18 protein-coding genes are annotated in these 18,594 nt (G+C 71.9%); 6 read left to right on the top strand and 12 right to left on the bottom strand.

Annotation, left to right across the window (positions count from 1 at the left end; genetic code table 11):
* The first annotated feature begins 28 nt into the window (after positions 1-28).
* Both KME79_RS07640 and KME79_RS07635 read left to right on the top strand, forming a co-directional pair.
* Positions 29-2,566: a Tex family protein gene (locus tag KME79_RS07640; RefSeq protein ID WP_219543841.1), complete on the top strand. Its 2,538-nt coding sequence runs from the start codon at positions 29-31 to the stop codon at positions 2,564-2,566.
* Between the two features lie 636 nt (positions 2,567-3,202).
* Positions 3,203-4,354, top strand: coding sequence for a hypothetical protein (locus tag KME79_RS07635; RefSeq protein ID WP_219543840.1), 1,152 nt, complete (start codon positions 3,203-3,205; stop codon positions 4,352-4,354).
* 371 nt (positions 4,355-4,725) lie between these two features.
* On the opposite strand, the gene KME79_RS07630 is transcribed toward KME79_RS07635, so the two are convergent.
* The 8 genes from KME79_RS07630 to KME79_RS07595 all read right to left on the bottom strand — a co-directional run bounded on the left by KME79_RS07630 (position 4,726) and on the right by KME79_RS07595 (position 12,264).
* On the bottom strand, positions 4,726-5,619 hold the full coding sequence (locus KME79_RS07630) for a sigma-70 family RNA polymerase sigma factor (protein ID WP_148029684.1): 894 nt from the start codon (positions 5,617-5,619) through the stop codon (positions 4,726-4,728).
* A gap of 9 nt (positions 5,620-5,628) precedes the next feature.
* Positions 5,629-5,997, bottom strand: coding sequence for an STAS domain-containing protein (locus KME79_RS07625; RefSeq protein ID WP_219543839.1), 369 nt, complete (start codon positions 5,995-5,997; stop codon positions 5,629-5,631).
* 59 nt (positions 5,998-6,056) lie between these two features.
* The gene (locus KME79_RS07620) at positions 6,057-7,031 is read right to left on the bottom strand and encodes a phosphotriesterase family protein (protein ID WP_148029682.1); all 975 of its coding nucleotides are present in this window, start codon (positions 7,029-7,031) and stop codon (positions 6,057-6,059) included.
* Between the two features lie 58 nt (positions 7,032-7,089).
* Positions 7,090-8,514, bottom strand: coding sequence for a methionine--tRNA ligase (locus KME79_RS07615; RefSeq protein ID WP_219543838.1), 1,425 nt, complete (start codon positions 8,512-8,514; stop codon positions 7,090-7,092).
* Between the two features lie 197 nt (positions 8,515-8,711).
* Positions 8,712-9,971 (bottom strand): APC family permease, encoded by a 1,260-nt coding sequence (locus KME79_RS07610; protein ID WP_219543837.1) that lies wholly within the window; start codon positions 9,969-9,971, stop codon positions 8,712-8,714.
* Positions 9,972-10,058: 87 nt separating this feature from the next.
* Complete coding sequence (locus tag KME79_RS07605) at positions 10,059-10,517, bottom strand: universal stress protein (RefSeq protein WP_219543836.1); 459 nt, start codon at positions 10,515-10,517, stop codon at positions 10,059-10,061.
* A gap of 28 nt (positions 10,518-10,545) precedes the next feature.
* A complete protein-coding gene (locus KME79_RS07600) occupies positions 10,546-11,166 on the bottom strand; it encodes a DUF998 domain-containing protein (RefSeq protein ID WP_219543835.1) in 621 nt (206 codons plus the stop codon).
* A 168-nt stretch (positions 11,167-11,334) separates the two neighbouring features.
* Positions 11,335-12,264, bottom strand: coding sequence for an anti-sigma factor RsbA family regulatory protein (locus KME79_RS07595; protein WP_246639424.1), 930 nt, complete (start codon positions 12,262-12,264; stop codon positions 11,335-11,337).
* A gap of 182 nt (positions 12,265-12,446) precedes the next feature.
* On the opposite strand from KME79_RS07595, the gene KME79_RS07590 reads away from it, so the two are divergent.
* Positions 12,447-13,007, top strand: coding sequence for a DUF1707 SHOCT-like domain-containing protein (locus KME79_RS07590; protein WP_246639423.1), 561 nt, complete (start codon positions 12,447-12,449; stop codon positions 13,005-13,007).
* Here the strand turns inward: KME79_RS07590 and KME79_RS07585 are convergent.
* Positions 12,974-14,086: an aromatic ring-hydroxylating oxygenase subunit alpha gene (locus tag KME79_RS07585; RefSeq protein WP_219543834.1), complete on the bottom strand. Its 1,113-nt coding sequence runs from the start codon at positions 14,084-14,086 to the stop codon at positions 12,974-12,976. The two genes, KME79_RS07590 and KME79_RS07585, sit on opposite strands and share 34 nt — an antisense overlap.
* Before the next feature lie 241 nt (positions 14,087-14,327).
* Here KME79_RS07585 and KME79_RS07580 point away from each other — a divergent pair, with 241 nt between their 5' ends.
* A complete protein-coding gene (locus KME79_RS07580) occupies positions 14,328-14,711 on the top strand; it encodes a DUF8711 family protein (RefSeq protein WP_219543833.1) in 384 nt (127 codons plus the stop codon).
* Positions 14,712-14,756: 45 nt separating this feature from the next.
* On the opposite strand, the gene KME79_RS07575 is transcribed toward KME79_RS07580, so the two are convergent.
* The 3 genes from KME79_RS07575 to KME79_RS07565 are packed head-to-tail and all read right to left on the bottom strand — an operon-like array spanning position 14,757 to position 16,568.
* The gene (locus KME79_RS07575; protein WP_148029676.1) at positions 14,757-15,218 is read right to left on the bottom strand and encodes an SRPBCC family protein; all 462 of its coding nucleotides are present in this window, start codon (positions 15,216-15,218) and stop codon (positions 14,757-14,759) included.
* Positions 15,215-15,457, bottom strand: coding sequence for a hypothetical protein (locus KME79_RS07570; RefSeq protein ID WP_148029675.1), 243 nt, complete (start codon positions 15,455-15,457; stop codon positions 15,215-15,217). Before KME79_RS07570 ends, KME79_RS07575 begins: the two co-directional genes overlap by 4 nt.
* A gap of 19 nt (positions 15,458-15,476) precedes the next feature.
* Entirely contained in the window at positions 15,477-16,568 is a 1,092-nt protein-coding gene (locus KME79_RS07565; RefSeq protein ID WP_308248828.1) for a glycosyltransferase family 4 protein, read from the bottom strand.
* Positions 16,569-16,607: 39 nt separating this feature from the next.
* Between KME79_RS07565 and KME79_RS07560 the strand changes: the two genes are divergently transcribed.
* Positions 16,608-17,426, top strand: a complete 819-nt coding sequence (locus KME79_RS07560) for a PIG-L deacetylase family protein (protein WP_219543831.1) — start codon at positions 16,608-16,610, stop codon at positions 17,424-17,426.
* A gap of 49 nt (positions 17,427-17,475) precedes the next feature.
* On the top strand, positions 17,476-18,537 hold the full coding sequence (locus KME79_RS07555) for a lysylphosphatidylglycerol synthase domain-containing protein (protein ID WP_148029673.1): 1,062 nt from the start codon (positions 17,476-17,478) through the stop codon (positions 18,535-18,537).
* The last annotated feature ends 57 nt before the right edge of the window (positions 18,538-18,594 follow it).

The raw sequence follows: 18,594 nt of genomic DNA, 5'->3' as shown, positions 1-18,594 counted from the left end.
CCGGCGGGACCATCGAAAGGCAGGGCAAGTGCTCTCTATTCACCAGCGGATCGCCGAAGAGCTCGGGGTGCGCGAGGGGCAGGTGCGGTCCGCGGTAGAGCTGCTCGACGGCGGCTCGACCGTGCCGTTCATCGCGCGCTACCGCAAGGAGGTCACCGGCGCGCTCGACGACGCCCAGCTGCGCACGCTCGAAGAGCGGCTGCGCTACCTCCGTGAGCTCGACGAGCGGCGGGCCGCGATCCTGGAGTCGATCGAGTCTCAGGGCAAGCTCGACGACGAGCTGCGCGCCCAGATCATGGCGGCCGAGACCAAGGCCCGCCTCGAAGACATCTACCTGCCCTACAAGCCGAAGCGGCGCACCAAAGCGCAGATCGCCCGTGAGCTGGGGCTGGAGCCGCTGGCCGACCAGCTGCTCGGCGACCCGTCGCTCGACCCCGCCGCGACGGCCGCGGGCTTCGTCACCGAGGGCGTGGCCGACGCCGGGGCGGCGCTGGAGGGCGCCAGGGCGATCCTCATCGAGCGGTTCGCCGAGGACGCCGACCTGATCGGCGCGCTGCGCGAGCAGCTGTGGGAGCGGGGCAGGCTGACCTCCAAGGTGCGCGACGGCAAGGAGGAGGCGGGCGCCAAGTTCTCCGACTACTTCGACTTCGCCGAGCCGTTCACCAAGCTTCCCTCCCACCGCGTCCTCGCCATCTTCCGCGGCGAGAAGGAGGAGGTCCTCACCGTCGCGCTGGAGCCCGAGGAGACCGCCGCCTACGAGCTGCGGGTCGCCGCCCGCTACGGGATCTCCGACCGGGGCAGGCCCGCCGACGGGTGGCTGTGGGAGACGGTCCGCTGGGCGTGGCGCACCCGCATCCTCGTCCACCTGGGCATCGACCTGCGGATGCGGCTGTGGCAGGCGGCGGAGGACGAAGCGGTGCGGGTGTTCGCGACCAACCTGCGCGACCTGCTGCTCGCCGCGCCCGCCGGCAGCCGCCCCACCATGGGCCTCGACCCCGGCCTGCGCACCGGCGTCAAGGTGGCCGTGGTCGACGCCACCGGCAAGGTCGTCGAGACCGCGACCGTCTACCCCCACGAGCCCAAGCGGCAGTGGGACCAGTCGCTGGCCGTGCTGGGGGCGCTGGCACAGCGCCACGGCGTCGAGCTGATCGCCATCGGCAACGGCACCGCCTCCCGCGAGACCGACAAGCTGGCCGGCGAGCTGGTCAAGCTCATGCCGTCGATGACCAAGGTGGTGGTGTCGGAGGCGGGCGCGTCCGTTTACTCCGCGTCCGCCTACGCCTCGCAGGAGCTGCCCGAGCTCGACGTGTCGCTGCGCGGCGCGGTGTCGATCGCCCGCCGCCTGCAGGACCCGCTGGCCGAGCTGGTCAAGATCGACCCGAAGTCCATCGGCGTCGGCCAGTACCAGCACGACCTCGCCGAGTCCAAGCTGTCCCGGTCGCTCGACGCGGTGGTCGAAGACTGCGTCAACGGCGTGGGCGTCGACGTCAACACCGCCTCCGCGCCGCTGCTGACCCGCGTGTCGGGCATCGGCGCCACGCTCGCCGAGAGCATCGTCCGCCACCGCGACGCCAACGGCCCGTTCCGCGGCCGCACGGCGCTGAAGGACGTGCCGCGGCTGGGGCCGAAGGCGTTCGAGCAGTGCGCGGGCTTCCTGCGCATCCAGGACGGCGACGACCCGCTCGACGCCTCCAGCGTGCACCCCGAGTCCTATCCCGTGGTCCGCCGCATCCTCGACGCGGTCGGCACCGACCTCAAGTCGCTGATCGGCAACACGGCCACGCTGCGGTCCCTCGACCCGCCGAAGTTCACCGACGACACGTTCGGCCTGCCGACGGTCACCGACATCCTGCGCGAGCTGGAGAAGCCCGGCCGCGACCCGCGGCCCGCCTTCCGCACGGCGGCCTTCAAGGAGGGCGTGGAGAAGCTGTCCGACCTGGAGCCGGGGATGATCCTGGAGGGCGTGGTCACCAACGTGGCCGCGTTCGGCGCCTTCGTCGACGTCGGCGTCCACCAGGACGGCCTGGTCCACGTGTCGGCCATGTCGCGCACCTTCGTCAAGGACCCGCGCGACGTCGCCAAGCCGGGCGACATCGTGCGCGTCAAGGTGCTGGACGTCGACATCCCGCGCAAGCGCATCTCCCTCACGCTCCGCCTCGACGACGACGCCGCCCAGCCGGCGGCCTCCGGCGGCCGGGGCGAAGGCCGAGGCGGCGGCCCCCGAGGCGACGGCTCCCGAGGCGACGGTGCTCGCGGTAACGCCGCCCGGGGAGACGGCTCTCGCGGCAACACCGGGGACGGCTCTCGCGGCAACGGCACCCGGGGCGACGGAGCCCGCGGCGGGGCCGCCCGGGGCGACGGCTCTCGCGGCAACGGCACCCGGGGCGACGGTGCTCGCGGAGACGCCCGCCGTGACGCCAAGGGCGACCGGCGCGGCGGAGGCGAGGGCAACCAGCGCGGCAACGCCCAGCGTGACCGCCGCGGCCAGTCCCAGCGCCGCGCCGAGCCCACGGGCGCCATGGCCGAGGCTCTCCGCAAGGCCGGCCTCACCGGCAACGACAAGTAACCACCCGGCCTCCCGGACACCCGGTCCGGGAGGCCGGAGGTGTGGTCAATCCCGCCTACGTCGGACGCCATGACCATCGTCGCCAAGTGCACGCGCGCGTCATGGCAGTCCACGACCCCAAGCCCGGTCAGTACGGCGTGCCCGTCCCCCAGAACCTGATCGGCACCACTCGGCCTAGTCCTGTCGCACATCCTCAAGATCGCCCATGGGCGCAGGTCCGCTGACCGTCTTTCCAGACGCCGCGCTCCGCCCGGATGAGGAGACGTTCTCCGTCTCCACGTACCGCTTGTGAGGATCCGGCGGCTAAGAAAGAGGACGTTCTCGGTTCCCGCGCACCCGCGCCGAAGGATTCGGCGGCTCAGGGATGGGACGTTGTGCCGCCCGTGAGGACCGGGCGACTCCAGAAGAGGACGTTCTCCGTTCCCGCGCCGCGCTGGAGGATCAGCCAGCCTGGGAAGGGGACGTTCTCGCTTTCCATGTATCGCCCGTGAGGATCCGGCGGCTCAGGAAGAGGACGATCTCGGTTCTCGCGTGAAGCGGGATGGGACCGTGGATGGACGCCGTCAGGGACGAGCTGATTGCGACCCGGACCGGTGGTGACGGCTGTCATGACCGGTGGGACGATACGGTCGGAAGGTGACCACGTACGACCGCGCGATCGAGCAGGCCCGTGACCTCCTCCGGTGGCGTTCGCCGCTGCGCACCGAGCTCTGGGCGGCCCGCCTGGTGTCCGAGGGCGACCCTGACCTGCTGGGCGAACTGGCCGGTTCCGAGCGCCCCGAGGCGAGACTCGCGACAGCGGCCCTGGCCACGCTCGAACTCCCGGACGACCTCATCACGACAGCCAGCGCGACGCCGTACGACGCCGAGGCCGTCCAGGAGATACCCACCTCGGACGAAGAACGCGACGATCTCACCGCCGCCGCCCGGGAGGACGAAGAACGCGACGATCTCACGGCGACCGTCCCACGGACACCTCCCCCGTACGGTGTCGATCTCGCCGTGGCAGGGCGGGAGGCGTTGGAGTGGTTGCCCAGGTGGGCGGCCCGGATGGGGGAGGTGGTGTGCGAGGGGGCGTGGTACGGCAGGGGTGATCGGCACGGCGAGCAGGTGCTGGCCGCGCTCGCGTTCCGTTACGCCGACGGCCGGGAGCCGCATCTGCTGGTGGTGGGCATCGACCAGGCGCACGGCGGGCTGGCGGTGGACGCGGTGGTGGAGGAGCCGAAGTTCCTCGACGACCTCGACCTGGCGCGGGCGCCGGCGGACGTCGTGGCGGGGCGGGTGCTGGACGCGTTCGAGGTGACGGACCTGCTCATGGGCGCGGAGGTGGCCGACACCCTGCCCGCCGTCCGCCCGCTCGCGCTGGCACGCGCCCGGTCCGTCCCCGATCCGGTACGTCACGCGCCGGATGAGACGTTCACCGCTTTCGACGCCCTGCCCGACACGCCCGGGGCGGACGAGGCGTTCGGCGCGCTGGCCGAGTTCGTGGGCGCGCGGCCGCTGTGGTGGAGCCCGGCCAGGGTGTCGGTGTTCCTCACCTCGTGGCTGCCCCGCGAGGCGATCCTGAGCGACGCGGCGATCGCCGCGATGCCGGAGGTCCTGCGGGCCTGGACCCGCCACCTGGGCGACCACGAGGAGATCCACGACCGGATCGCCGCGGAGGCCCCCAGGTTGCCCGCGCTGATGGCCGATGAGTCGCTCGCCGGCCTCGCCAAGCGCATCGCCGCGAGCCGGACGGACGAGCCGGGGGCCGATCCACCGGCGGGGGGCGGCTATGGTGTGCAGTGACGTTCACGCTGCCCCCGCCCGGGCGTTGAGAGGGAGATCTACACGATGTACAAGGAGTTCGCTGCCGAGGCGGTCGTCTGGCTCGTGCCGGTCGTGGTTCTCATCGGCCTGGCCCTGCTGGTCACCTCCTGACAGCCAGGGGCGTTTCGCCCCTGGCCCTCACCCTCAACGCGCGCAGGTCGAAGCGGATCTCTCCGTCGAGCCAGCGTCTCCAGAGCCTCGACAGCGTCGTGGCGCGATTTCCGGCATGGCGTCTGCGCACTGGTGCCCCCATGACTGACCGGCCGCCGCCTCCCCCTGTTGAAAGCGGCATCCTGATTAACCACCAGATCGGGAGCAAGGTCAACGTCCACATTTGCCGATATTTCGGCTCATGATGCCCAGGCGAGCAGCGGTCCGCCCTCCCGCAGGCGTTTGAACGCCTGCTTCTCCAACTGCCGGATGCGCTCCCTGGTCAGCCCCATCTGCGCGGCGATCTCCGTATAAGTCATGATCTCGCGCCCGGCCAGCCCGAACCGCAGCCTGATGATGTACGCCTCGCGCGGCGGCAGCGACGTGACGAGCCGGTTCAGCTCGGCGCCGAGCGCGCGGCGTTCGGTGAGCTCCTGCACCTCCAGGCCGTCCTCGTCGGCGATCAGGTCGCCGATCCTGCCCTCGCCCCGGTCGCCGACGGGCATGTCCAGGCTGACCGTCTCCTGGGCCAGCATCCGTAACCTGGCCACCTGCCGGACCGAGCGCCCGGCGGCCTCGGCCAGCTCGTCGAGGCCCGGGTCGCGGCCGAGCTCGACGGCGAGCCGCCGCTCCACCGTGAGCAGCCGCGCGAGCTCCTCGGCCACGTGGATCGGCAGCCGGACCGTACGGCTCTTGTCGTGGATGCCGCGCTCGATGGCCTGCCGGATCCACCACATGCCGTAGGTGGAGAACTTGTATCCGCGCCGGTAGTCGAACTTCTCCACGGCCCTCATGAGCCCGAGGTTGCCCTCCTGGACGACGTCCGTCATGGGCAGCCCGCGGTGGGCGAACTTGCGCGCCGCGGCCACGACGAGCCGCAGGTTGGACCTGATGAGCAGCTCCTTGGCACGCTCGCCGTCGCGGCGGACGTCTTCGAGCTCCGGGGAGCCCGCGCCCCGGCCGATCAGGTGACCCGCGTACAGGCCCGCCTCGATCCGTTTGGCCAGGTCGACCTCGTCCGCGGCGGAGAGCAGAGGGATCACGCCGATCTGCTGCAGGTAGAGGCCGAGCAGATCGGGCTCTTCAGCCGACATGCGAGGCGACTACCCGGTAAAGGGCGGCGAATTCCCCTCTTCGCTCAGCTCGGCGATGGCCAGCTCGGCGGTCGTCCTGATGTCGAAGAACTTGTCGAGCGCGGTGATCGCGAACAGGTGCTTGCACCGGCCGTTGAGCCCGGACAGCAGCAGCTTGCCGCCGGAGGCGGTGACGGCCTTGTGCAGGTAGACCAGCACGGACAGGCCGGAGGAGTCGCAGACGCTGACCGCCTGCATGTCGATCACGAGCATCGGCGGTTGGGTGAGGTCGAGAGCCTTGGTGACTCGGTCGCGTACTTCAGCGGCGGAGCCGAAGTCGAAGTCGCCCGTCAGCCTCGCGATGACGCACGGCCCCTGGAGACCGAGACTGATCGACAAGGCTTGATCCGAAGTCACCCAGCTCCACCTACCTGCGTTGCGTCTGACTTCCCCTTACTTTACGAGAAGTATCGACGGGGGTTGAACACCAGCATCTGCTCGATCTGCCCATCCGTCACGCCCGCCTCACGCAGCGCGGGCAGCACATCATCGTGAATGTGGTCATAGCGCCAGTTGGGAGCGATGACGCCGACCATGTCCCACTCGTTGGGGAAGTAGTCCATGAAGCAGGACGCGTCGTGGCTGAGCACCATCCGGTCGGTATAGCCGCGCTCGCACAGCGCCGCGATCGTGGCCACGCGCTGCGGCGTCGGGTTGTAGAGGTCGAGCCCGAACCGGTCCATGCCGAGCGTCGCCCCGGTGTCGGCGAGCCGCCGCAAGTAGTCCAGATCGTTACTGTCGCCGGCGTGGCCGACCACGACCTTGGTCAGGTCCACCCCCTCCTTGGCGAACAGGTCGAGCGCGACGATCCCGCTCTGCGCGGGCGAGTTGGTGTGCACGGTGATCGGCGCCCCGGTGCGCACGTGCGCCTGGGCGACGGCGCGGCAGATGCGCTCCACACCGGGGGTGAGCCCCTTCTCGTCGACCACGCACTTGAGGAAGGCCGCCTTGACCCCGGTGTCGGCGATCCCCTCGGTGAGGTCGCGGACGAAGTCGTCGATCATCGGGTCGGGCATGTCGAGGAGGAGCCCCGGGCCGCGGTGCTCGTACTGGTGAGGCAGCTCCTCGAAGCTGTAGATGCCGGTGGCGACGACGATGTTGAGGTCCGGAACCCCGGCGGCGACCCGCTGGATGCGGGGGATGTACCGGCCGAGCCCCCACACGGTCGGGTCGACGATCGTCCGCACCCCCTTGGCCGCCACCGCGTTCAGCTTGGTGATCGCGTCGGCGACCCGGACCTCCTCGTCCCACCAGGCGCCCCTGCCGTAGTTCTCCAGGTGCTCGGCGGCGGCGACGAAGATGTGTTCGTGCATGAGGGTCTGGCCGAGTTCGGCGACGTCGACCGGGCCTCGGACGGTGCTGACGACGGGCATGGCCACCTCCGTGCCGGCGGATCTTCCCGCGCCACCGTAAGCGGCCCCTGACTCCCCGTCAACCGCCGCCCAGCCGGGGGAAGAGCGGCGCCGGCCGCGGCAGCCGCCCGTCCTCCTCGCGCACCGCCGCGGCCACCCGGCGCGCCGCCGTGGGCAGGAAGGGCTCCAGTTGTACGGCGAGCTCCCGGCAGGCGTGCACCAGCGTCGCCAGGGAGGCGTCGCGCCCGCCGGGATCCTGCTTCCACGGCCGCGTCCGCTCCACGTACTGGTTGGCCTCCTCGACGATCGCCTGCACGGCGGCCGCCGCCCGCCGGAAGTCGAACGCCTCCAGCGCCTCGTGCACCCGCTCCCCCGCGCGGCCGGCCGCCTCCAGCGGCTCCGGCCGGGCGTCGGGCACCCGCCCGTCGCGGAACCTGTGCACCATCGTGACGACCCGGTTGACCAGGTTGCCGGCGCCGTTGGCGAGGTCCTCGTCGGCGCGGGCGATCAGCCGCTCCTCGGTGAAGTCGGCGTCGCCGACGCGCGGCACCTCGCGCAGCAGCCACCACCGCACCGCGTCCACCCCGTACGCGGCCGACAGCGCCACCGGGTCGGCCGTCGCGCCCCCGGACTTGCTGATCTTGCGCCCGCCCGCGGTGACGTAGTCGTGCACGAAGATCCGCGTGGGCAGCGGCAGCCCGGCCGAGAGCAGCATGGCCGGCCAGTACACGGCGTGGAAGCGGATCACGCCCTTGCCCATGAGGTGGAGCTTGCGGGGCTCGCGCTCCCACCAGCGTCCGTAGTCGTCGCCGTCCAGCGCGGTGATGTAGTTGGCCAGCGCGTCCCACCACACGTACACCACCTGGCCGGGGTCGCCGGGCACCGGGATGCCCCAGCCGCGCGAGCGCTCCGCCGACCGCGAGACGCTGATGTCCTCCAGGCCGGACTCCAGGAACGCCAGCACCTCGTTCCTGCGGCTGACCGGCTCGATCGCCGGGGTGCCGCTCCTGATCAGGTCCAGCAGCGGTTCGCGGTAGCGGGACAGCCGGAAGAACCAGTTCTCCTCCGACACCCGCCGCAGCGGTTCCGGGTGCCCCTCAGGGCAGGGTTCCTCCTGGTAGAACGCCTCACAGCCGACGCAGTAGAGCCCTTCGTAGTGCCTGCGGTAGAGGTCGTGCGCGGTCGCCCGCCACAGGCGCTCCACCCCGGCCCGGTGTCCCGGGTGGGAGCTGGTCCGGACGAACGCGTCGAACGACAGGTCCAGCGGCCCGCGCAGGCCCTCGAACGCGGCGGCGTTGCGGTCGACCAGCTCGCGCACCGGCACGCCCGCCGCCTCCGCCGCCAGCACGTTCTTCAGCGAGTTGTCGTCGGTCCCGGTCTGGAACCGCACCGGCTCGCCGCGCCGCCGATGGTGGCGGGCCAGCACGTCGGCCTGCACGATCTCCAGCGCGAACCCGAGATGCGGGCGGGCGTTCACATAGGGAATGGTCGTCGTGATGTACATCGGGTGCCTCCCGGGGACCCCTGACACGACGAGAGGCCCCGCTCGCAGGGCCTCATGAAGGACGTCGTCCGGTGAACCCCGCTAGGGGGCCGTCATCACCGCGAACGCCGTCATGCCGCCCATCGTACCGATCGGCCTCACGCGTCTCCCGCCATTTTCCGCGTACGAGGAAGCAGGCGTACGAGGAGGCGGGCGGCTCAGGCCCGGCGGCGGCGCAGGGCCCACAGCGCCGTGCCGACGGCGAACATGACCAGCCCGGCCACCACCGACGCCACCGGCAGGGTGGCGGCGAGCAGGAGGCAGAGCGCCAGCCCGAGCACCGGCACCGCCTTCGGCGGCGCGCCCTCGTCGGGGCGCAGGGTCAGGGCGGCGGCGTTCGCGATCGCGTAGTAGACGAGCACCCCGAAGGACGAGAACCCGATCGCCTCCCGCAGGTCGGCGACGAGCACCAGCACCACCACGGCCGCACCCACCGCCAGTTCGGCCCGGCGCGGCGCCTGGTGGACGGGGTCGACGGCGGCGAGCGCGCCGGGCAGGTCGCGCTCGCGGGCCATGGCGAGCACCGTGCGCGAGACGCCGAGCAGCAGCGCGAGCAGCGCGCCGAGCGCCGCCACCGCCGCGCCGGCCCGCACCACCGGCTCCAGCCACAGCGCACCGGCCATCTTCACCACGTCCACCAGCGGCTCGGCGGACTGGGCGAGCATCCCCGGCCCGAGCGTGTCCAGCGCGGCCACGGCGACCAGCGCGTACACCACCAGCGTGAGACCGAGCGCGACGCCGATGGCGCGCGGGATCGTCCGGCCGGGGTCGCGGACCTCCTCCCCCAGCGTGGCGATGCGCGCATATCCGGCGAACGCGAAGAACAGCAGACCGGCCCCCTGGAGCACACCCCACCCGGTCACCTCGGGATCGAGGAACATGCGGAGGCCCGGCGGCTGGTCGTACGCGGGACCGGCGACCAGGTCCGGCAGGAACGCCACCGCCACGACGGCGGCCAGCACCAGCAGCACGAACCCGACCATGATCCGCGCCGCCCCCGCCGACCGCCGCACCCCGAACAGGTTGAGCGCCGTCAGCACGACGACCGCGCCGACGGCCAGCGGCCTGGCCAGGCCGGGCGCGGCGTACGCGCCGAAGGTCAGCGCCATGGCCGCGCAGGAGGCCGTCTTGCCGACGGTGAACCCCCACCCCGCGAGGTAGCCCCAGAAGGGCCCCAGCCTGCGCCGCCCGTACACGTAGGTCCCGCCCGACTCCGGGTGGCGGGCCGCCAGGCGGGCGGAGGAGGTGGCGTTGCAGTAGGCCACGACGGCGGCCAGCCCGAGCGCGGCGAGCAGCCACGCCCCGGCGGCCCCGGCCGCCGGCGCGAACACGGCGAACACCCCGGCCCCGACCATCGCGCTCAATCCCACGACGACCGCGTCACCGGTGCCCAGTCGCCTGGCCAGCCCTTCGCCCACGCACCCCTCCCTCACCGTCCGGCGCACTCTGCCGCATCGGACCGGCGCGATCAACCCGCGGCGGGAGAACAGCGGCTGAACAGCGTGCTATTCGGCGGGTCTCGGGCCCGGCACGACCAGCACCGGCCGGCCCGCGTGGTGCAGCACCCGGTCCGAGGTACTGCCGAGCAGCAGCGACCGCACCCCGCCGAGCCCGCGCGTGCCGGTCACGATCAGCTCGGCGTCGAGCTCGTCGGCCACGTCCACGATGGTCGCCCACACGGCCGGCGCGTCCGGCTCACAGCGCGGCCGTGCCTCCAGCCCCGCCGCGCGCGCCAGCTCGGTCCCCTGTCCGGCGAGCTCGGTCATGGCCCGCTGGATCGCCTCCTCCTCGGCGGGCGAGGTGTCCACGACCATCACCAGGCCGGCGGAGGCCCGCGCGGTGGTCATCGCCAGCCGCTCCCACACGGTCAGCACCACGGCGTCCCGGCCGGGGAACATCTTCCCGCAGCACTCGATGGCCGCCTTGGCGTCGTCGGATCCGTCGTACGCGATCAGAATCGTCATGCCCGTCCTCTACCGAAAGGCGGGGCGATTACGCCAGGGCCGGCGCCGTCGAGCGGCGGGCGGGCCGCCCCGGCATCGACAGGCCGGCCAGCGCCAGCACGCCCAGCTCGGTGATCACCACGGTCCGCTGGATCAGCCCGGCGGGGAAGTCGTCGTTCTCCAGCGGGATGCCCAACATCCGCACCGCGTACGGGATCACGACCATCACCAGCGCGCCCAGGGCCACCATGCTGAGCACCCGCACCCATCCGGCGTACCGGACTCGCGCCCTGGCCAGCAGCAGTCCGGCCAGCGGCATCACCAGGAACGCGACGAAGGCGGCATAGCGGTGGACGGCCCCCGAGAAGGACAGCGGCAGCCCGGGCGCGTCGGTCGGGAAGGCGCCGACCAGGAACATGCTCGCTCCCCACACGGCCAGCAGCGCCACCACCCACCGGTCCGCGCCGGACCGGCGCAGCGCCTCGGCGATCAGGGCCGCGCCCGCCGCGAAGAGAGTCAGCGACAGCGGCAGCAGCCAGCCGGCCGCCTGGAAGGCGTACTCGCTGATGACGGTGTGCATCGGGTCGAGCCCCGCCTCGGCGTGCAGGGCGACCATGGTGCCGGTGCCGGTGCCGATGGCCGTGAATCCGCTGGCAAGCAATCCCTTCATGCTTCCAACGTCGCGGCACGCGGCCTCGCGGAGTATCGGAGAAGAGCCCCAGCGCTCCCTGGTCGATCCCTTAGTACTTAGGTCGGATCGTCCCCTAAGACCCTGCCCTGACCTGCGAGGACCCGACCCTGGGTAGGGCGGGCCCGATCAGGGAGGGTGGGGCGGACGTCAGCGCGGCGCGTCGAAGTAGACGCGGACGACGGTCGCTCCCGCGCGGGTGTGGACCCGGACCAGATCGCTGAGCAGGTTGACGATGAGCAGCCCGCGCGAGCCCGCCACCTGCGGGTCGACCGGCCTGCGCCCGGCCAGCGGGTCGGCGATGTGGCCGGCGTCGCTCACCTCGCAGACCAGGCGGCCGCCCTCGCGCCACACCCGGATGAGACCGGCGCCGCCGCCGTGGTCGAGGCTGTTGGCGCCCAGCTCGGCGACCACCAGGCGGACGTCGTCGAGCCGGGGGCCGCCGAACCCCATCTCGGCCGCCGCGGTGGCGGCGAGGCCGCGGGCGGCGGCCAGGTTGTCGTGGTCGAAGCGGAGCGAGACGAAGTCGTCGGGGTCGGCGAGCGGCCGGTTGTGGCCGTCGACGACGAGCCACGGGGCGTAGCTGCCGCTCGGCCGCTCGCCGGCGGCGTCGAGCAGCACCGGGTGGGTGAGCTCGGCCTCGCGGAGCACCTCCGCGGTGAGCCCCTCGGCGTCGTACGGGCACAGGATCGTGACGTGGCGGCCCTCGAACGCGAAGTTGATCAGCGCCTCGTGCTGGGCGCACGCGGGGTATTCGGTGTCGGTCCGGTCGGGCCAGATCGGCTCGCCGACGATGCGGACGTGGGCGTCGCGGTGGCGGTCGGCGAAGTCGAGCAGCACGCCGGGGATGATGCGGCCGGGGTTGCGGCCCTCCCGGTTCATGTCGAGCATGAGGACGCGGGCGGCGTCGGCGCCCAGCTCCCGCTCCAGCAGCTCCAGCTTGGGACCGGGCACCGCGACGGCGACGGGCTCACCGGCCGCCAGGCCCTCGCGCACGAAGGCCGTGACGGCAGCCGTGTATTCCCGGTCGCCTCTGTAGAAGAGGGCCGGATGTGAGAAGGAGAAGGACTCGGCCAGCATCGTGATTCAAGCTACCCGGAATTGACGACTTCAAGGCACCTCGTTGGGGGTACCCCCTCAGTGTGAAGAGATACCGGGTCGTCCGGCGACCCCGCCAGCCGCGTCCAGCGTTCTCCCTGGATCTGCGCACCCCATCCGGCCGTCAACTCCCGTTCTAGGTTTCCGATCCCTATGCTCGGAGTATGTCGGAATTGCGGATGCGCGCCTCGGACGCGGACCGGGAGCGCATCACCCAGCAGCTGCAGCAGGCGTTCACCGAGGGTCGGCTCGATCAGTTCGAGCTGGAGGAGCGCCTGGAGAGGGCGTTGAGCGCCAAGGTCTACGGAGATCTGGTCGCCCTGGTCGACGACCTGCCCGCGGCGGCGGCCGGGCCGGCGCGCGACGAGGTGACCCTGGAGAGCACGCACGACAGCATCCGGCGCACCGGCGACTGGGCGGTCCCGCGACGGCTGCGGATCGCCTCCAAGCACGGCGCCGTCCACCTCGACTTCACCGAGGCCGTGGTTCCGCACCGGGTGGTCGAGGTCGCGTTCGACCTGAAGTACGGAGCGGCCAAGATCGTGCTGCCGCCGGGCGCGTCGGCGGACATCGACGGGTTCCGCAGCGACTGGGGCAGCACGAGCGTCGCGGACGTGCCGGGCCGCCAGCAGCCCGGCGCCCTTCACCTGGTGATCGTCGGGCAGAGCAAGTACGGCGGGCTGACCGTACGCTATCCGCGCAAGCGCTGGTTCACCCAGTCGTGAAAGGCGGAGATGTGGTGCTCGCTCGGCACCAGCACGCCGCCTGACCGGTAGGCCCGCGAGTACATCCCGGGCTGGGTCCGCTCGCAGGCGTCGAAGTCCTGCTCGTTGACCCGGTGGAACAGCTCGACCGACAGCGACAGGTCGGCTCCCGAGGCCACCACGTCGGGGTGGTAGAGCCAGTCGCACTCCACGACCGTGCGGTCGACGGCCATCGGGAACATCCGGTGCACGATGACGTGGTCGGGCACCAGGTTGACGAACACCTGCGGCTTGACGGTGATCGCGTAGTAGCGCCGGTCCTGCTCGGCGGAGACGTCGGGCAGCTTGCCGAAGCCGGGGCTGCCGTCGACGGTGAAGCCCTGCACGCGCTCGGCGAACTCGGCGCCGTGGCCCACGTAGTACTGGGCGGCGTATCCGCCGGCGAACTCGGGCAGCACGGCCGTGAGCTCGGGGTGGATGGTCGCGCAGTGGTAGCACTCCATGAAGTTCTCGACGATCAGCTTCCAGTTGGCCCGCACGTCGTAGCGGATGCGGCGGCCGAGGGCGAGCTTGTCGGTCTGGTAGTGCTCGATGGCGGCCGGGTCGCCGAGCCGTTCCGTGGCCGCGTGCATCACCGTGTCCTCGAACGAGGGCGGCTGGTCGGCGAGGCAGACCCAGGCGTAGCCGAGCCACTCGCGCAGGGCCACCGGGACCAGGCCGTGCTCGACGCGGTCCACGTCGGGCATCTTGACCAGGTTGGGCGCTGCGGCCAGGCGGCCGTCGAGGTCGTAGGCCCAGGCGTGGTACGGGCACTTGAGCGTGCGCTTGACCTCGCCCGTCTCCTCCACGCAGAGCCGGGCGCCGCGGTGCCTGCAGACGTTCAGGAACGCGCGCAGCTCCCCGTCCCGGCCCCGGACCACGATCACGCTCTCCCTGCCGACCTGGACGGTCCTGAACGCCCCGGGTCTGGCGAGTTCGTCCGACCGGAGCGCGCAGAACCACAGGACCTCGAAGATCCTGGCCTGTTCCGCCACGAACAGCGCCGGGTCGGTGTAGGAGCGTCCGGGCAGCGTGGAGATCAGACTCGATGTGCTGGTCAAGGGACACTCCTTGTTGCGTAATACGCACCGAGTTGCTCTATATGCGACATATTCGGGTCGGCCTGAGGGCGTGTCAAGAGGCCTCCGGGGCGGCGCGCGCCGGGGCTGGTCACGGCGTTCCACCCCGGCTGGCCACCTGCTGTCACCGTGATCGTTAGCGCGGTCGTTAGCGCGGTGCAAGCGACCGTCAAGAACGCGCTTCTACTGTCCGTTCGTCCCTGAACCTACGAAAGGCACAACCATGACACCCCCTCGCCGTCGCCTGGCCCTCGCGGTCGCGACGTTCGCGTTCGCAGGTATGACGATCACCGGCTGCGGCGCCCTGAGCCAGGCGGTCGACTGCAACACCGCCGCCGCGGAAGTCACCACGATCATGAACGAGTTCAACACCACGGCCGCGACGGCCGCGACGGACCCGAAGGCGCTGGAGACCGCGGGCAAGGAGGCCGGCGCCAAGGTGAAGACGCTGGCCGGCAACTACGACGGGGAGGTCGGCGCCGCGCTCAACGACCTCGCCACCGGCCTGGAAGGCATCAAGATCGACGGCTCCGACCCGGCGGGCTCGATGGAGTCGGTCAGCAAGCTGCAGGGCTTCATCACCAAGATCCAGCAGGCCTGCAGCTGACCAGAGAACGGTTCCGGGGGCAGTCGCCGACCGCCCCCGGTCGCGTCACGTAGGGGTGGCCGCGTTGGGAGAGGCGAGCCGGGCGGCTATCGCCCGCTCCCATGACCCGAGGAAGTCCGCGTAGCCGTCGGCGAACCCGCGCAGCTCGCGGGCCCCCTGCGGGGACAGCGCCGTCAGCTCGTACGTGACCTCGACCGTCGTGCCGCCGTGACCGTCGTCGACGGCGGTGACCGTCACCGTGCCGGCCCGCGAGCCGGGGGTCACCCTCGCGTAGCTGATGCGGTGGCCCTCCTGCCGGTCGGCCACCACCCAGATCGTGCGCTCGCCGTGGGAGTCGGTCTCGAAGACGGTGCCGGGCCGCGAGTCGTCGGGGGCGGGGACGGGGAAGCGGGGCCGCCAGCCCTTGATCCACTCCTCCTCGCCCCGCGGGGTGAACAGGCGCAGCGCCTCCGGCGGCGGCAGCGGGACCGGCACGTGCCCGGTCAGCGTGCAGTGCCCGTCGCTCACCGGTCGACCAGCTTGTGGGCGTCGTCGGCGGTGAGCGTCAGACCGTAGACGGACTTGAGCTGGGCGATCTTGCCGAGGGTCTCGTCGGAGAACGGCGCGCGGCCTTCGAAGGCGTGCAGCGTGATGCCCTCGACCAGGTCGCCGAGTGACATGTCGAGGTATTCGGCCAGCCCCTTGAGGACCTTCAACAGGTTCTTCTCCACTCTCAGGCCGGTCTGCGTCCGCTCAGTTGGTACCACGGTAACAAGATAACACCCTTCAGGCGCGGCCGGCCGCTTCCGCGTACGCCCGGTCGAAGCCGGCGAGCACCGTGGGCCAGGAGCCCGCCGCGGGCGGGTTGGCCCGGTTGTGGCGGGTGATCCGCTCCCGCAGCCCGCGGTCCTCGCAGAGCCGCGCCACGGCCTCGGCCACCGCGCCGGGATCGCGGCCGAGCAGGCCCTCCGTGCCGTGCTCGACGAAGTCGGCCACCCCGCTCTGCGTCCGCGCGACCACCGGCAGCCCGGCGGTCCTGGCCTCCAGCGCGGCGATGCCGAACGACTCGCGCGGCGCCGGCGCCACGAACACGTCGGCCGACTCCAGCACCTTCGCGATGCGCTCCCTGCTGTAGCGGCCGGGCAGCGACACCCACCCGCTCATGCCGTGCCTGGCCAGATAGCGCTCCATGGCCGGCCTGGCCGGGCCGTCGCCGACCACCGTGGCGCGCAGCGGGATCGCCGCGGGCACCCGCGCCCTCGCCTTCTCCAGGATCCGCAGCAGGCCCACCGGCTGCTTGCGGGGGGCCAGCCGGCCGACCGCCACCACGTGAACCTCGTCACGCGGCTCGGGCCCGCCGCCTCCGGGAAAGAGCCGCCAGCCGGACAGGTCGAGGCCGTTGGACACCACCCGCACCGGCACCCCCGGCCCGGCCACCCGCCGGATCGGCACAGCCGCCGCGTTGCTGACCGTGGTGGCCACCAGTCCCCACCGCTGCCACCCGTACACGAGCCCCAGAAGGCGGTAGAGGGCCCGCGTGACGGGGTCCCACATGCTGTGGACGGTCACCACGCACGGCAGCCCGCGGCGCACCGCGGCGCGCACCCCCATCCACGCGAACGGCGAGACCGCCCCCATGTGCACGTGCACCACGTCGGGCCTGGACAACGCCAGCCGTCTGGTGAGATGGCTCACCCCGCGCGGGTGGACCGGCAGGTCGAACGGCATCCTGGCGGCGACGCGGTGCACCCCGTCGAGCGGCTCCCCCCGGGTGGCGGTGGCCACCTCGACGGCGTGGCCGGACTCGCGCTGCATCCGCACGAGATCGGCGACCTGCACCTCGATGCCCCCGAGCCGCGGGAGGTAACAGTCGCTCACGTGAAAGATCCGCACCTCTCCCAGACTAATCTGGGGCCTGTGCCTCCACGTACCGCAGTCTTCTTCCACGCCCACCCCGACGACGAGGCCCTGCTGACGGCGGGCACGATGGCGATGCTGGCGGCCGAGGGGCACCGCGTGGTGCTCGTGGTGGCCACCGCCGGCGAGCGCGGCCTGGCCGACATGGATCCCGGCGAGGCGCTCGGCGAGACCCGGATGAAAGAGCTCTACCAGTCGGCCGCGGTGCTCGGCTGCGCCCGCGTGGAGTGCCTGGGCTACGGCGACTCGGGGCTGAGCCCGCAGGGCGGCGTCGCCGACGAGCGCCCCGACAACGCGTTCATCGACGCCGACACCGAGAAGGCCGCCGGCGCGCTCGCCGCGATCCTCCGCGAGGAGGAGGCCGACCTGCTCACCATCTACGACCCCGCCGGCGGCTACGGCCACCCCGACCACGTGCAGGTCCACCGGGTGGGCAGGCGGGCGGCGGAGATCGCCGGCACGCCGATCGTCCTGGAGGCCACGGTCAACCGCGACCCGCTGCTGCGGCTGCTGCGGATGGCGGGCAAGGTCTACCGGTTCCCGCCGGAGTTCGACGTGCGCACCTTCGAGAGCGCCTACTCGGCGGGCGACACCATCACCCACCGGGTCAACGTGCGCCGCTACGCGCGGCAGAAGCGGGCCGCGATGGCCGCGCACGTGTCCCAGGCCTCCGGCGGCGACAGCGACCGCACGCTCGCCGTGATGCTCAAGGTGCCTGGCCCGCTCTACCGCCTGGTCTTCGGCACCGAGTGGTACGTCCGGCGCGACCTGCCGCCGGGCACCCGGGTGCGTCATCCCTTCGACCCGGGGCCGAAATAGTCCCCCAGATGGACCCGGCCACGCCGCGCAGCCGCCAGACTGGGAGCCGATGAAGAACAAGTGGCTGCAGATCACGCTGTCCGCCCTCTCGCTGGGCCTGGCAGTGGTGCTCGTGGTCTACCTGCCGCAGATCGTGCACACCCTGACCGGCAAGCACGTCTCGTGGCGGGAGATCTGGGCCGTCTTCGGCTCGCTCGGCGCCGGCACCATCGCGCTGATGACCGGGCTGTGGCTGCTCAGCCTGCTGGCGTACACGTTCGTGCTGACGGGATCCCTGCCGGGGCTGGGGCGCCTGCAGGCGCTCACGCTCAACGCGGCGGGCAGCGCGGTGAGCAACCTGCTGCCGTTCGGCGGCGCCGCCGGGGTGGCGCTGACGTTCGCGATGGCCAGGGGGTGGGGCTTCCACAGCCGCTCGATCGTGGTCATGACGCTGGTCAGCGGCGTGTGGAACACCCTGTTCAGGTTCGTCCTGCCGGCCGTCGGCATCATCGCGCTGCTGATCGCGGGCCGGGTGCCCAACCCGACGGTGGCCAACGCGGGCTGGGCGGGCGCGGTGTCGATCCTGGTCCTCGTCACGGTGGTGGCCGTGGCGCTCTACTGGGACCGCGCCGCGGCCGTGCTGGGCCGGGGTCTCGACTCCCTCGTACGGCTGATCCGGCTGCGGGTGCGGCCGTCGGAGGCGTTCCACCGGCTGCGGGCCGACACCGCGGACGTCATCAGGACCCGGTGGCCGCCGTTGACCGCGGGCATGGTCGCGTTCCTGGTCCTGCAGGGGGCGATCATGGTGGCCTGCCTCGTCGCCACCGGCGCCTATCCGGGCCCGGCCGAGTCGATCGCGGTCTTCGCGCTGTCGCGGGTGCTGACGACCGCGCTGATCACGCCCAGCGGGGCGGGCATCATGGAGGCGGGCGTGGTGGTGCTGCTCACCAGCGCGTTCGGCGTGCCGCTCGCTCCCGCGACGGCCGCCGCACTGCTTTTCGGCTTCTGGACTTACACTATCGAGATCCCGTTCGGTGGCCTCGCGCTCGGGGCGTGGGCGCTTCTGCGCAGGCGCGACAGGCGTGGCGCCGCCGCGGAGCCCCCGTCCACGATCTCGAAGGCCCCCAGGTGACGATCAGAAACATAACGCTCGATTATCAACCCCGGGCCTTGTGCGTGATTCGGAAGC

Source organism: Nonomuraea harbinensis, assembly GCF_019396385.1.
GTDB classification, from domain to species: Bacteria; Actinomycetota; Actinomycetes; order Streptosporangiales; family Streptosporangiaceae; genus Nonomuraea; species Nonomuraea ferruginea.
The sequence above is the reverse complement of the archived record's forward strand: the minus strand, read 5'-3'. Positions and strand labels throughout refer to the sequence as shown.